This window comes from Ferroplasma sp., assembly GCF_031200575.1.
Taxonomy (GTDB): domain Archaea; phylum Thermoplasmatota; class Thermoplasmata; order Thermoplasmatales; family Thermoplasmataceae; genus Ferroplasma.
Map to the genome: position 1 here is coordinate 279,754 of NZ_CP133597.1, position 14,268 is coordinate 294,021.

Annotated in this window: 12 protein-coding genes and 1 rRNA gene; 7 read left to right on the forward strand and 6 right to left on the reverse strand. The window is 40.1% G+C overall.

Translation table 11 applies throughout. The features are described 5' to 3' along the window. Positions 1 to 14 precede the first annotated feature (14 nt). The 3 genes from RE471_RS01580 (at position 15) to RE471_RS01590 (ending at position 4,284) form a co-directional block, all read left to right on the forward strand. The gene (locus RE471_RS01580) at positions 15 to 260 is read left to right on the forward strand and encodes a hypothetical protein (RefSeq protein WP_309215020.1); all 246 of its coding nucleotides are present in this window, start codon (positions 15 to 17) and stop codon (positions 258 to 260) included. Between the two features lie 418 nt (positions 261 to 678). After that, positions 679 to 3,588: ribosomal RNA gene (locus RE471_RS01585) — 23S ribosomal RNA — on the forward strand. Positions 3,589 to 3,705: 117 nt separating this feature from the next. Continuing rightward, a complete protein-coding gene (locus RE471_RS01590) occupies positions 3,706 to 4,284 on the forward strand; it encodes a class I SAM-dependent methyltransferase (protein WP_309215021.1) in 579 nt (192 codons plus the stop codon). Between the two features lie 103 nt (positions 4,285 to 4,387). On the opposite strand, the gene RE471_RS01595 is transcribed toward RE471_RS01590, so the two are convergent. Both RE471_RS01595 and RE471_RS01600 read right to left on the reverse strand, forming a co-directional pair. Further along, positions 4,388 to 5,218, reverse strand: coding sequence for an Mrp/NBP35 family ATP-binding protein (locus RE471_RS01595; protein WP_309215022.1), 831 nt, complete (start codon positions 5,216 to 5,218; stop codon positions 4,388 to 4,390). 43 nt (positions 5,219 to 5,261) lie between these two features. Continuing rightward, positions 5,262 to 6,158: a ribokinase gene (locus RE471_RS01600; protein ID WP_309215023.1), complete on the reverse strand. Its 897-nt coding sequence runs from the start codon at positions 6,156 to 6,158 to the stop codon at positions 5,262 to 5,264. 248 nt (positions 6,159 to 6,406) lie between these two features. Between RE471_RS01600 and RE471_RS01605 the strand changes: the two genes are divergently transcribed. The 3 genes from RE471_RS01605 to lysS are packed head-to-tail and all read left to right on the forward strand — an operon-like array spanning position 6,407 to position 8,927. Then, positions 6,407 to 6,832, forward strand: a complete 426-nt coding sequence (locus RE471_RS01605) for an HIT family protein (protein ID WP_309215024.1) — start codon at positions 6,407 to 6,409, stop codon at positions 6,830 to 6,832. Then, complete coding sequence (locus tag RE471_RS01610) at positions 6,829 to 7,410, forward strand: orotate phosphoribosyltransferase-like protein (protein WP_309215025.1); 582 nt, start codon at positions 6,829 to 6,831, stop codon at positions 7,408 to 7,410. The genes RE471_RS01605 and RE471_RS01610 overlap by 4 nt, the downstream gene beginning before the upstream one ends. Before the next feature lie 2 nt (positions 7,411 to 7,412). Further along, entirely contained in the window at positions 7,413 to 8,927 is a 1,515-nt protein-coding gene (gene lysS / locus RE471_RS01615; protein ID WP_309215026.1) for a lysine--tRNA ligase, read from the forward strand. 51 nt (positions 8,928 to 8,978) lie between these two features. Here lysS and RE471_RS01620 read toward each other — a convergent pair whose 3' ends face one another. Continuing rightward, positions 8,979 to 10,415 (reverse strand): cytosine permease, encoded by a 1,437-nt coding sequence (locus RE471_RS01620; protein ID WP_309215027.1) that lies wholly within the window; start codon positions 10,413 to 10,415, stop codon positions 8,979 to 8,981. A gap of 280 nt (positions 10,416 to 10,695) precedes the next feature. Between RE471_RS01620 and RE471_RS01625 the strand changes: the two genes are divergently transcribed. Further along, on the forward strand, positions 10,696 to 11,784 hold the full coding sequence (locus RE471_RS01625) for an orc1/cdc6 family replication initiation protein (RefSeq protein ID WP_309215028.1): 1,089 nt from the start codon (positions 10,696 to 10,698) through the stop codon (positions 11,782 to 11,784). On the opposite strand, the gene RE471_RS01630 is transcribed toward RE471_RS01625, so the two are convergent. The 3 genes from RE471_RS01630 to RE471_RS01640 are packed head-to-tail and all read right to left on the reverse strand — an operon-like array spanning position 11,749 to position 14,221. After that, positions 11,749 to 13,662, reverse strand: a complete 1,914-nt coding sequence (locus tag RE471_RS01630) for a type B DNA-directed DNA polymerase (protein WP_309215029.1) — start codon at positions 13,660 to 13,662, stop codon at positions 11,749 to 11,751. The two genes, RE471_RS01625 and RE471_RS01630, sit on opposite strands and share 36 nt — an antisense overlap. After that, positions 13,631 to 13,867 (reverse strand): hypothetical protein, encoded by a 237-nt coding sequence (locus tag RE471_RS01635; protein ID WP_309215031.1) that lies wholly within the window; start codon positions 13,865 to 13,867, stop codon positions 13,631 to 13,633. The genes RE471_RS01630 and RE471_RS01635 overlap by 32 nt, the downstream gene beginning before the upstream one ends. A gap of 3 nt (positions 13,868 to 13,870) precedes the next feature. Next, complete coding sequence (locus RE471_RS01640) at positions 13,871 to 14,221, reverse strand: hypothetical protein (protein ID WP_309215032.1); 351 nt, start codon at positions 14,219 to 14,221, stop codon at positions 13,871 to 13,873. Between the last annotated feature and the right edge of the window lie 47 nt (positions 14,222 to 14,268).

Here is a 14,268-nt window from a genome sequence, read left to right on the forward strand (position 1 = left end):
TATAATATGACGTTATGCTGGAAGAGGATTACAGAAACATCAGCTGTGGCGGTGACCCATTTAATTTTTTACTCTCTACAATGAAATCTATTGGGATAACCATGGAAGAGAAAAATACAGTTAAGCTTATGGTAATGGATGCGAAATTCAGGTACTCTGACGAAATATTTAAGAAAATGGCCAGATATTCACAACTGGAAATAGAAAGCATTGTAAGAGAGAACGGTGAGATATACTTATTTTTACGTAAAATTCGGTAACAACAGGCCAATGCCAACATTTAGTTGTGTGTTAAATTATGCGGAAAGGTTTCCGTATATCACTGTTTTTGAATGCATTTATAAAAATCCAATTTCCTACTGGAATTAAAATATAATTATTAAAATATTCAGTTATTATATTAACTAATAATATATTATATTTAGGATTTCTTGATTATACAACGTTTTTAATGGTTTCATGGCAATTTTGATATTTTTATAAATTTAACATTAAAAAACTGGTTATTTTATTCGTATAATGCCATATTTTTACAACGCCGGGCTATTATCAAAACGTTTATATCACAGTTTGTAATATCAATTATACCAATAAATGAATGCACTTATTAATTCATAATTAATAAGGAAGGGCGAGGTTAGAAATAACCCATGATACCGGATAATAAATGAGATATAGATTGTGTATCATACAAACTGCTTGGGGAATGGTTTTGGTTTGAGAACCGATGAAGGACGTGCCAAGCTGCGATATGCTTTGGGGAGGTGCATGGAGCCGTTGATCCAAAGATCTCCGAATGGGACTTCCTGTTCATACACTCCGAAAGGAGAGGGAACCCCGGGAATTGAAACATCTTAGTACCGGGAGGAAGAGAAATCAATAGAGATACCGTGAGTAAAGGCGATCGAAAGCGGTAGAGGGCAAACCGAATCTTTTCTGAAAAGAAATAGATATGTGGAGTACGGATCTTTCTCAATGCCTCCTTTAGGAATTTTAAAAAGCTGGAAAGCTTTACCATAGAGGGTGATAGTCCCCTGAAAGTAACTAAAGTGGCTACGAGGAAAGATATCCTGAGTACCATGCGTCGTTATTCGCGTGGGAATATGGGTGGCATGAACATCCAACCCTAAATATTACTCAAGTCCGATAGCAAAGAAGTACCGTGAGGGAAAACTGAAAAGCAACCCGGAAGGGCTGTCAAAAGAGCCTGAAACCAAGCAGTGAAAACTTTATAGGGCACTAAAGGAATGATCTCGAAAGAGGGACCGGTGTTCTATTGTCCGTGTTGAAGAACGGGCCAGGGAGTTGTGATGGATGGCGAGGCTAATTCTAAAAGAAGCAGCCGTAGCGAAAGCGATTACTCGCACAGCAATGGAGGAGTAACGTAATAAATGCGTTTAGTCATCTGTGGCAGACCCGAAGCCACTCGATCTATACCTGAGCAGGTTGAAGTTTAGCGAAAGCTAGATGGAGGACCGAACCAGTTCTGATGTGCAAATCGTTTGGATGACTTGGGTATAGGGGTTAAAGGCTAATCTAGAGTGGCAATAGCGGGTTCCCCCCAATACTACCCGCAGGTAGACCTTGGTGGAGATTTCTGGTGAGGTAGAGCGACCGATTGGGTGGCCAGCAGTAGAAATACTGCACCACCTTGTCAAACTCCGAACTTGCTAGAATCGTAGAGACCAGGTGCTAGGGCGTAGGGATAAGCTTTACGCCCGTGACGGAAACAACCGAGACTAATGTTAAGGTCTCTAAAATTGGCTAAGTGCGATTTAAAGAGGTTAATGACCAAAGACAGTGTGGAGGTTAGCTTAGAAGCAGCTATCCTTTAAAGAGTGCGTAACAGCTCACTCACCGAGGTTATTTGCCTCCAAGATGGAAGAGGCTAAAGCCAGTTACCGATACATTAGACCACCGAAAGGTGATGTGGTAGGGGGGCGTGCTATATGGATAGAAGTTTCTTCGAGAGGAGGGATGGACCGTATAGTATCGCGGATCCTGGTAAAAGTAGCAGAATAGAATGGTGAAAATCCATTCCGCCGAAAGGGCAAAGGTTCCTTGGCAATGTTCGTCAGCCGAGGGTTAGCCGATCCTAAGGTCACCCCTAACAGGAAGTGATCGAATGGGAAGCTGGTCAATATTCCAGCGCCTCAGGTGTTTTGCCATGTATATATGCTTTGGGATAGGGAGTGTACGCCTGTCTACGTATGGGTATTTATAAGCAAATGGAGAGTTGTAATGACGAGAAGTTTGCAAAGTAATATTCGTTCCCGTATGGGAATTTTTTCGAGTCCTGGAGTCTGTGAAAAATATACATGGGTCAAGCCTGAGTTCGTACCAAGAACCGACACAGGTGCCCCTAGATGAATAGTCTAAGGCGTTTGGGAATAATGGATGTGAGGGAACTCGGCCAAATAGTCCCGTATCTTAGGTAGAAGGGATGCCTATCCAGAAAGAGGATAGGTCGCAGTGGCAAGGGGACCCCGACTGTTTACCAAAAACACAGACCGCTGCTAGTCCGTAAGAATGTGTATAGCGGTCGAAACCTGCCCAGTGTTGGTACCTGAAAGCTCTGTTCAAGGAGAAGAAGGGCCAATAAACGGCGGGGGTAACTATGACCCTCTCAAGGTAGCGTAATACCTAGCCGCTTAATTGGCGGCTCGCATGAAGGTTCAACGAGAGTCCCACTGTCCCCACATTCAGCCCCGTGAAATTAATGTACTGGTGCACAATCCAGTCTCTCCCACATGAAAGCGAAGTCCCCGTGGAGCTTTACTGCAGCCTGTGGCTGTGACGCGATTCTCAATGCGTAGGGTAGGAAGGAGTCGTAGATATTCCGGTCGTGGCCGGAATGGAGACAACGATGAAACACTTCCCTTTGAAAGTTGCGTCACTAACCTTGAATAAAGGGACAACTATTGGTAGGCAGTTTGGGTGGGGCGCCACGCCTCTAAGAAGAAAACAGAGGTCTCCAATGGTTAGCTCAGAAGGGTCAGAAATCCTTCAAAGAGTATAAGGGTAAAAGCTAGCTTGACTGTGTTCCAGCCAATAGGGAACGCAGATGCGAAAGCAGGGCCTAACGAACCACCTAGTACCCTCTTTATGAGGGCAGGTGATAAGAGAGAAGTTACCCCAGGGATAACTGAGTTGTCCTCGGTAAGAGTACACATCGACCCGAGGGTTTGCTACTTCGATGTCGTCTGTTCCTATCCTGGTGCTGCATAAGACACCAAGGGTGGGGCTGTTCGCCCATTAAAAGGGATCCTGAGATGGGTTCACTACGTCGCGAGACAGTAGGGTTGCTTCTCTGTGGGAGTGTTCAATGTCTGAAGGGAAGGAGCCTTTAGTACGAGAGGAACGGGGGTTCGTGACCTCTAGTTTATCGGTTGTCCGACAGGGCAGTTGCCGAGTAGCCACGTCATACGCGAATAAAAGCTGAAAGCATCTAAGCTTGAAGTCGCCCCTGAAAATAGACATTGTCTGAAACCACTCTTAAAAGAAGAGGTTGATAGAGTCGGGATATAAGTATCAAGCTTTTGCGAGGTATTAAGTCCACGACTACTAACTGGTTGAAAATTGCAATCTATAAATCTATTATCCGGTATTGCCATTTCATTGGTATTATTTTAAATTTTATTTATTGATTCTTTATATTAGTTCTATATTTCATAAATATTATATATGCTATAAAATTGTTACAGCATGGCAGTAGATTTTGGTACATATCATCATTCCACATATGAAGAATCAGAAAAATTACGAACAATAATTTATAACAAATTTCATGAAGCATTTAAATCCATATCTCTTGATAGGAATTCCGCAATAAAAATACTTGATATAGGATGCGGCCTGGGGTTCACCATTAAGGTAGCTGCGGATTTTTATACAAATGCTATAATTACGGGCATAGATAATTTTTCCGGTAGCCTAATAAACTCCTCACTGAATAAGGCCAGAACCAATATTGAAAAACTTGGAATAAAGAAACGATGCACTGTTGAAGAGGCAGACATTCTGGATTTTAAAGGAAAATTTGATCTTGTAATATCCAATCTTGTTTTCCACAATATGGGAAGTGCAAGATTTCAGGCATACAAAAAAGTATATTCCCTTAGGCCGGATTATTTCATAACAGGGGATATATTTTTTGCCGGAAACTATGAAAATCCTGTTGATTTTGAACTTTCAAAAATTTCAGATATGTTTCTCCCTGTAACCGTGAAAAATGTAGATGAAATTTCAAATAGTTTCAAAATTTTGATCCTAAAGAGAATATAAATTAAAACTCATGGCTCACATTGGGTATACGTTTCCATAGTTACCATGAATATTTATTTAAAAATATCCCTTCAATAAAAATAAGAAAATTAATTTTCCATGCTTATTTTTTTAAATTCTTTATGAGATTATCCGCTACTGTATCAAAGAATTTTTTGATATAGTCATTGTTGGAGACAGCCGGAATGCCAGAATCAGAGTCCTGGACTATTTCAGGCATAATAGGTATATTGCCTAGATAGGGGATGCCATACTCCTTTGCTATCTGCTCGGTTCCCCCTTTCTTGAATATATCTGTTTCCTGGCCACAGTGCGGGCATACAAATCCACTCATATTCTCTATTATTCCCAGAACGGGCATGTTGACCTTTTTCGCAAAATTTATCGCCTTTTTAGCGTCCAGCAGTGCAACATCCTGGGGAGTTATTACTATTACAATCCCATCGGCATCAGGCACCAGCTGGCATATGCTGAGTGGCTCATCGCCTGTTCCTGGTGGCAGGTCAATGACAAGGAGGTCCTTGTCACCCCATGATGTATCCTCCAGAAACTGCTGAACAGCCTTATGCCTTATGGCACCCCTCCATATTACTGGCGTGTCATGGGCCGGGAGAGCCATTTCCATTGAAATTACGTCCACGCCGTATTTTGTTTTTGCAGGTTCTATTTTTCCTTCCTCATTGCCAAAGGCTTTTTCCTCCTCAACGCCGAGCATCTTCGGATCATCCGGACCGTTTATATCTGCATCCAGTAGCCCCACCTTAAACTGCTTCTGTGCCAGTGTAACGGCCAGATTGGTTGCAACAGTGGATTTTCCAACTCCTCCCTTTCCGCTCATGATCATTATGGTGTGCTTTACATTATACTTTAAAGATTTCCCGGGTTGCAGGGAAGCCCTCGGTGGCGGGTCATTCATTTTTATTGTTCCTGTCATAATCTCATATTTTATATTGATATATAATATTACCCGGATTAACTCAATTGCCTTCCTGGATTCTAATCACCTGATTCTGGTAGGGAAATGATGGGAACGCACCGTATCCTGTTGTCGAAAGAGCAGCAGCAATATTTGCAAATTCAACGCTTTTATCAACATCTCCTGTCCTGAGGAATTCAGATGCGAATGCACCATTAAAACAGTCTCCGGCGCCTGTTGTGTCAACTGCCTTTACGGCATAGGCTCTGAAATATTTTATTTCGCCGTTGTAATTTACCAGAGAACCCCTTGATCCAAGTTTTATAATAACATTATTCCTGTATTTTCCCCTTATAATTTCTGAAGCTTTTCTAGCATCTTCAATACTGTTTATATCACACCCGGCCAGCAACTGTGCTTCAGTCTGGTTTGGGGTCAGGATGTCTGAATTTTCAAGTATGTATTTATCTGCACTGTACGGGCTTGGGTCAGTAATAATGAAATTGCCATCTTCCCTTAATTTTGTTATAAAATCCCTTATGGTTTTAAGGGGTATTTCCTGCTGAAACAGTACTATAGAGTTCTTTATCCTGACATCAGGGAAATCATCTATGGACATGTTTCCATTCGAACCGGGATACACAGTGATCATATTCCTTCCAGAAGCCTCTACATTTATCATTGCAATGCCGGTATTCTGCCCGTATTTAATTGCAATATCAATATTTTCTTTTTTTAAATAATTAATTATTATCTCGGCAAAGTAATCATTGCCCAGCTTTCCGAAAAATTCTGGTCTTACTCCAGTACGTGAAACGGCAACAGCCTGGTTGGCACCCTTGCCGCCTGGATACAAATAATATTTGTCAGCCTTTACAGTTTCACCTGTTGTGGGCAATTTCTGGGAGGACATTATTATATCAATGTTTACACTGCCTATAACCTTTATATCCTTCATTCCTGATTATATTGATTTAACTTATATATTTAACTGGAAAGCCGGAAGACTCCTGCATTATCTGTATGTAGGCTCTACCTATTTTATATAAAATAAAGGATATTTATGAATATGCCGGTATTATTCAGAGATGTGGTGCCGGCTGTTTTAAGCAAAAACATACTCTGCAAACTTTAATTATTCAGTTTTAATGGCTCAATAGATACGTAAACGGAAATATTTTTTATAGTGTATATAATATACTTTAAATGTACGATGAAACATGCATTTTCTGCAGGGAAATAGCGGTCAAGGAAAACGCTGCATTTGTTTACAGAAGTTCAAACATACTGGCCTTTATGGATAATGCCCCCATTGAGGAGGGGCATGTTCTTGTAATACCAAGAAACCATTATGAAAATATATTTGATATTGATAAGGAAATATATATGGAATTGCAGCTTGTGGTTAAACGCATAGCAATAGCCGTAAAGGAAACACTGAAAACAGATGGCCTGAACATAGGGCAGAATAACGGCCGGGTTGCAAACCAGGTAGTGATGCATTACCATGTACACATCATACCGAGATATTACCGAAAAAAGATAAATTGGGAAAGGGAAACTGCAAGCGTTGACGACCTTGAAATTGTTGCAGCCAGGATAAGGGAAGGCATTAAAGAGGTAAGATTATGAAAAGTCTTGAAGAATTATACAGCCGGGCAATGGAATTGAAGAATAAGGGCATGTCGGATAAGGAAATTTCTACAGAGCTTCATCTTTCGGTGAATACAATAACGTGGCTTTTAAGCAAGGATCTTAAGGGAAGCAGAATATCTGATACAAAGATCGGGTGGAGAAGCATTGGTGTATTCGGCAACAGGATAGAGAAAATTGCGGAGATAATGTCGGATATAGTTACGGAGGAGGTGCCGGATGATGAATTCACATCCATTATGGGAATTACAATAAATGGGATTCCATATGCCACAATGATGTCAGATCTCCTGGATAGGGAGTTAATAGTATACAGGCCACACCCATCAAGAAAGGAAGGGCTTTTCAGCAGTAATTTTGCAGGTGTAAGTGGAAAGAAAATCGTTATTGTGGATGATGTAATCAGCACTGGTGAAACCATGAAAAGAACCATTGACGATGTAAGGAATAAGGGTGGAGAGGTATCATTATGCGTTGTACTTGTTTCAAAATTGAGTACTGATGAAATCAACGGTGTTCGTGTAAGGTCCCTCATAAGGGCCACAATGGTGGGATAATAATGTACTGGGCTGACGCCTTGGTTGAAAACCTGAAAGGAAAACAGACAGTATCAACAGGGATATCACCATCAGGCCCCATTCATGTGGGAAACATGAGGGAAATCCTCACCGGTGATATAATAAACAGGGCTTTGCAGGATAAAAAACTGGAAACAAGATTTATCTATCTGTGCGATGACCTTGACCCTTTGAGAAAGGTATATCCATTTCTTGATAGCAGTTATTCCCAGTATGTTGGAATGCCCCTCAGTTATATACCGGCTCCTGACGGCAACGGGAAATACTCAGATTACTTTTTGAAGCCATTCCTGGAGACCCTTGCAAAAATAAATGTCAATGTTGAAGTAATAAGCACAACAGGACTTTACCGTGATGGAAAACTTGCAAATGCAATAAATATTGCAATGGACCACAGGCAGGAAATTGCAAAAATTATGCATGACATTGCCGGCTATGATCTGGACGAAAACTGGTATCCATATGAACCAAGGTGTTCAAAGTGCGGTAAAATTAACTCATCAACTGTCACAAAATATGAAGAGCCGTATGCCTATTACAGATGCCGTGCATGTGGGAATGAAGATAGGGCTGACATAAGAAAGGATGACGGAAAAATGCCATGGCGTGTTGAATGGCCTGCAAAATGGTTCACCCTGGGGGTAACTGTAGAACCCTTCGGAAAAGACCATGCTGCTGCAGGTGGATCATACGACACAGGAAAGGAAATAGCTGAGAAGATCTATAAAATCTCGCCCCCTGTTCCCCTTATGTATGAGAGGATACTTTTGAAAGGTGTCGGGGTAATGCACTCATCTACCGGTGTCGCAATAACTGCCTCAGAAGTGACAACATTCGCACCGCCGGAAATATTAAGATTTCTCATAGCGAAGAATGATCCTGGAAGGCATATAGACTTCGATCCGGGTATGGGGTTGCTTAACCTTATAGATGATTATGAAAAAATGGAGCGGGCATACTTTGGGCTGGACGAATCTAACAATGAGAATTTTAAACGCATCTATGAAATGTCCAGAATAAAAATCCTGGATGCCCCTGAGAAAATAAATTTCAGGCATATTGTAACACTGGTTCAGATATACAGCAATGATTCCTCCCTTCTATCTGCACTGAAAAGAAGTGGCTATGATAAGGACGAAATAGACGATTATCTTAAAAATGAGATTACAATAGCAAAATACTGGCTGTCCAAATACGCACCTGATAACATCAAATTTGCGCTTACAGATAAGGAATTTCTCCTTACAGAGGCACAGAAATCCATAATGCAGGAATTCCTGGATAAAATAAACAGGTCTGACTGGACATCTGAATCAATACACTCTATAATTTACAGTATAATAGGCGAAAGAAATCTAACACCAAAAGATATATTCACATTATTTTACAGGATTTTTATAGATAAAGATAGGGGCCCCAGGCTGGGGTATTTTCTTTCCAGCATGGATAAAAGCTATGTCGTCAACCGTATAGAAAGCCTTATTCAAGAGAAATAACAATTTATTTTTATTAATCTGGAAGCCAGATATTTAGAAGGGATGCCACTATTATTCTGATTCCATGTCAAATTTATCATAATCAACCTTTTTTTCGCTATCATGTTTTTCTGTTTCACTGGCACTGAAATGGTAAATAACTGCATAAATCAGCAACCCTACCAGGGACCCAAAAAGTGCTTCCGGGAAATATGCAAATATATAGTCGTATGGGCCTATCCCAAATATCGCTATAACTGTGCCTATTATTGCAGGAATTAATGCACCTGATCTTACGTTATTTTTCAAAGTTCTTGGTATTTTATAATAATCGTTTATTTTTGTTGTATGCCTCAGGCGCATAAACCAGTCAAAAATTAGTATAAACGTGAATGGGAATATGATAGCTTCCAGTATATCTATAAAAGATGATATGCGTGCGAGAATGCCTGCTATTGCCAGCACTATTCCGCCTATGCCAAGAAGAAGTGTTGCCACCGGCTGAGCCCATTTTCCATATACGCTTTTCCCGAATAGTGGCTGGAGGGACGTTAGAAGGTCTGCCGTTGCTGGATAAAGATTCATGGCATTTGGATGTATCAGTGAAAGTGCAAGAAGTACAGCAGCTATAATTATTATAATCCTGTTAATCCCATGAATGCCTGGAAATGCCAGTACTGCCACATTCCATCCTGTTCCCGGATCAACGCTGTTGCCGAAAAATCCAACTATTCCCATAAGCAGAACAGGTAGCATTATCCCCAGCGGGCTTGCAACAAAGTAGCCAGCCCTTGTTTTTACTTTTTCCCTGCCGGAGAATGGAACTCCGAATCTTGTCTGTGTAGATATTTTATAGGTCCATGCCAGTATGGAAAAACCCAGCAGGAAATCCAGTGCAGCACCCCAGGTAAATGGCCCTATGGGGGAAAGCAACGATGCAGTGTTTATCCTGTATGTGGTGAAAAGGAAATAGGTCAGTATTCCGAAGCTTATTATTAGAAGAGGTGCGGTGTACCTGAAAAAATATTCAAGCCATCTGGCTCCCAGCAGAACAAGCAGTATCTGTATGCCGCCCATAATAATGTACCAGTCAATTATTGATGTGTGGGTGAGGCTGCTAATTATAAGGGCCCCCACACTATCGTTAAGCCCAAAATACCCCAGATTCAAAAATGTGAATATAAGCGAATAGCCACCAGATGACATATACCCGTACGTTTTCCTGGCCACCACCAGGGATGGTACAGGTATCTGCCTTCCCATATCTGATATCAGGCCTGCAGGTATTAGTCCTATTCCTGTTGCCAGAAGAATGGCTATAATTGCATATATCAATCCCATGTTGTAAAGCTTTTCACCGGCTATGGGAACAAGTGCTGCGCCACTGGCCATTGCCCAGAATATAAAAAATTTCCACGAAGTCATGTTTCTTTCTTTTTTAGGTATTGGATTGACACCTATTACTTCAAATCCATCCATTATTACATTATCACTATCTTCCTCTGGCATTGAATGATAAGACTACCAAAATACTTAAATATTTATCTCATAAAAAACATAATATATTAATATAAATATTCAGTATACATAAAATTTATGCTTTATTTATTAAAGATTTACACATATTATTTGATAATGGTATGGGCATATATACTAATATAGTAATAAACATACCTGTTTGCAGGCATATTTTTATTTATGAATTCTGGAAAAGCAGCATCCGTATAAATCAGCATTTTTAGTATATATTTAACAGGAAAATTTATAATCTGTTTAAAACTCATTTATCATGATCGTTTCAAATCCTGTACCACTTGACATTTCATATGTTCCACAAAAATTATTCTTCAGGGATGATAAGATTGCAGCCATACGATCATCTGTTCTGGCCCCTTCCAGTAGCGGGATATCAAACAACATAATAATACATGGGGATTCAGGAACCGGGAAGACATCAACAGTAAAATTCCTTATGCGGGACAGCAAATCCATTATCTATGAAAATGCCCTTTCATTTAAAAATGTCAAGGCCCTGCTTGAACACGTCCTATCAAGACTTGGAAAGCCAGTATCATACCGTGGCCTGTCCTTTCCAGACATTTTTTCAACACTGAATTCAGTAATATCATTTCGTGGAAATACTGTACTTGTGATAGATGAGGCAACCAACCTTCTGAAAAGCGATACAGATGGTTTATATAATCTGTTCCGTGCATCTGAAATTTACGGCACATCACTGAGCACCATACTGATATCAATGGAAAACCCCTTCAGTTACATGGACAGGAAATATGGTACTGTCGTTGAGCTAAAATTCAATAAATACAGTGGCAGTGAAATATACAGGATCATATCTGAAAGGGCCGCACTATCCCTTGAAGATGGAGCATATACTGATTCCATACTCAAATATATTTCGGAGATATCCGCCCCTGTGGGCAGTGCAAGATTCGCCATAGAGCTTCTGCAGAAAGCAGCATATATGGCTGAATACCGTTTATCAGATTCAATAGAAAACGACGATGTGCGTTCAGCTGTTTCCCTTATCAATCCGTATATAACCGAAAGCAAACTATCGCTTCTGGACAGAAGAGAGCTTCTTGTTCTGCTATCAATATGTAGCCTCCTATCTGACAAACTTTCAGTGGATGTCCACACAGTAGAAAATCAGGTCAAACTAACTGGAGAATCGTATAGCATTGATATAAAAAAGGCAGAAATGTACAGAATAATAAGAAAACTTGAGAGCATGGACATTGTGTCATCCACTATCCAGGGCCGTGGAAATCGTTCCGGCGTTTCAAAACATGTATCAATAAATGATGTTCCTGTTTCCATCCTTTCAATTAAAATAAGGGACATTATTGCGAGACTTTGAAATAATAAAATCAAATGGCCTAGAGGCCCTCTCAAGGAGATCGGAATAGTATTTCCTGTCAAAAAATTCTGTCCTGTCCAGTATAATGTTGTGCGCCTTATCAATTATAATTCCTGAGATTAACATGCCAGGATATAATTCCTGCTTATATCCAGCAGTTTTCATAAGATGGTATGTAATATTCTTTACCCTGTACTCCTCTATATGCCTGTTTATGCCAAGCTGTATCCTGAAATCATCCATGTTAAACCCCTCAAGTTTCATATATCTTTTTTTCAGCCTATGGAGATCCTCTAATCTATCCTGCAACTCATGGAATTCACATTTTAAAACATTAAGCGCATCCTCCTGGAATTTTTTGACCAGCGGGGGCGAATCTCTCCGGCGCATTTCTATGCCCCTGACCTTGAACGTATTATCGGTGCGCAGCCCTATGTACCTGTTTGCAGACCCTATCCCATTATTCTGTGGCATGAATGCAATCCATTTGTAATGTGAATCCAGGACAATGGGTATACAGGTTTTTTCACATATGTCGTTTATGGTTTTTGTTATGCTGCCATTGCCAGAGAGCCATAGGGAATCCACAACCCCGTGCAAAACCCTAAAATTATTATCTTCTGCAATCCTCATTGCTGTCTCTATTATTGTCCTGCCAGTATGCGTTATTTTTTCGTGTGCATCTATCCTGCCGAATTTTGCATTTTTGTAACCTGTATACCCGAATGAGTTGAGCAGGAGTGTTTTTAATGCCTTATTCCTCCTAGAGTATGTATCAGACCTATCACTTATGGCCTTGTAAAACAATCTCCTTTCCAGGAGACCACGCAAAAAGGATGAGAGAAAAGAGGTTTTTTGTCCGGAAATATTTTCGGGGGATACACCGTAATTGACTATTATGCCAGGATACATTGATGAAAAATCTATTTCATATACATTTTCATATATGCCTGGTTCGGGATTGAAAATGATTCCTCCTGTATCTGCACTGAAAAATTCATGGGGTGTTTTTGGTATTTCATAGTCATCCTTTCTGAACGGAATCAGTATTTTTCTTTTCAATGCCTCCTTTATTTCAACTGCAGATACCACCGTTCCCGGTGTTACCGTGGATACCGTCTCTGCAGGCAGCAGGGATGCCCTGGAAAGTTCAAATATTCCTGAAAGCCCTGATTCCCTGTAAATTAATGAATCGGCATCTATGCATATTTTGTTTTTAATCCTTACAGTTCCTGGCATATAGGAATGCCTGCCATAGGATTCAAATGATTTTTCACGGTTAAATGTGCTGCTTATTATATAACCATGCCTATTCATATCTTTCAGCAGTGTTATGAACTCCCTGGAATAATTTCTGTACACAATGATATCATTATCCTGTATGCAGCTGTAAACCTCCCTGTATATATCGTTGCTGTATTTACGCCCGTTAATTATAACATACCTTATTCTTCTGTTTTCTGCAACAGGGCATATTTCAGCGCTGCTGATATCCATATCATCCTCATATAAATTTTTCAGGCCGTAGAATTCCAGATTTCTTGTTGCCATGAACCGTAAAATAACGTTTATATCTGCATTGTATATTTTTAGCCTGTATCCGAATGCCTGTTCTATTCTTCCAGCAATATCAGGGATTTTAGATGGTCTCAGGTATATCTGTATTCCATCGCGTGTGCCATAAATATCATTCATCTGTGTATGCCGGTAAATATAACTGGTTGCATCCAGACTTTTTTCAAGAATGCCCAGATCATAGCTATCTCCGGAAACAAATATCCATGTACGGTTATTGAAAGCTTTTTTTACTATTTTCCCTGATCTGTAGTACCAGAGATATATGGTATCAGAACCAGTTGCGTTTATTATCCTGTCCATACTCATCTATCTTTTTGTACAGCTCCAGAATAATGGCAATAAAAAATTGATCCCTCTCATGTATACTATTTGAGTGCTTTTCAGCCATGGATAGAACCGTTTTCAGGATTTCAATATCCTCCCTCTTCATATATGCACGCATGTTAAGTATTTCCTCTTCAATAGATTTCACATACTCACGGGAAGATTGTGTGTTTCTGCCCATAGATTACACCATTATCGTTCCGTTGACTGTTTCTCCACCTACAATTTCCAGTACTATGGTACTGCCATTGTATGCAGATTTTTCAATAACTGTTTGTATATCATCTACCACATTCAGGCTCCACGAATCAAATATAGCCGATGATATTATTATAACGTACCTTTCCATGCTATTCTTTGCTATTATTCTTTCCAGCTGGTACGGCGTTAAAATACGCTGAATTTTCACACTGTACTTTAAAATTCCGCGGTCAACTCTTATCCCATCTGATATCAGTATTCTGGTCGCACTGTATTTCTCAATTTCCCTATTTATGTCTATATCTCTCCTGTTTATTACCCTGAAATGCCTCATAGAGTAAAAATAATATTTACTGAAAAATAGTTTTGGCATCTGCTGAT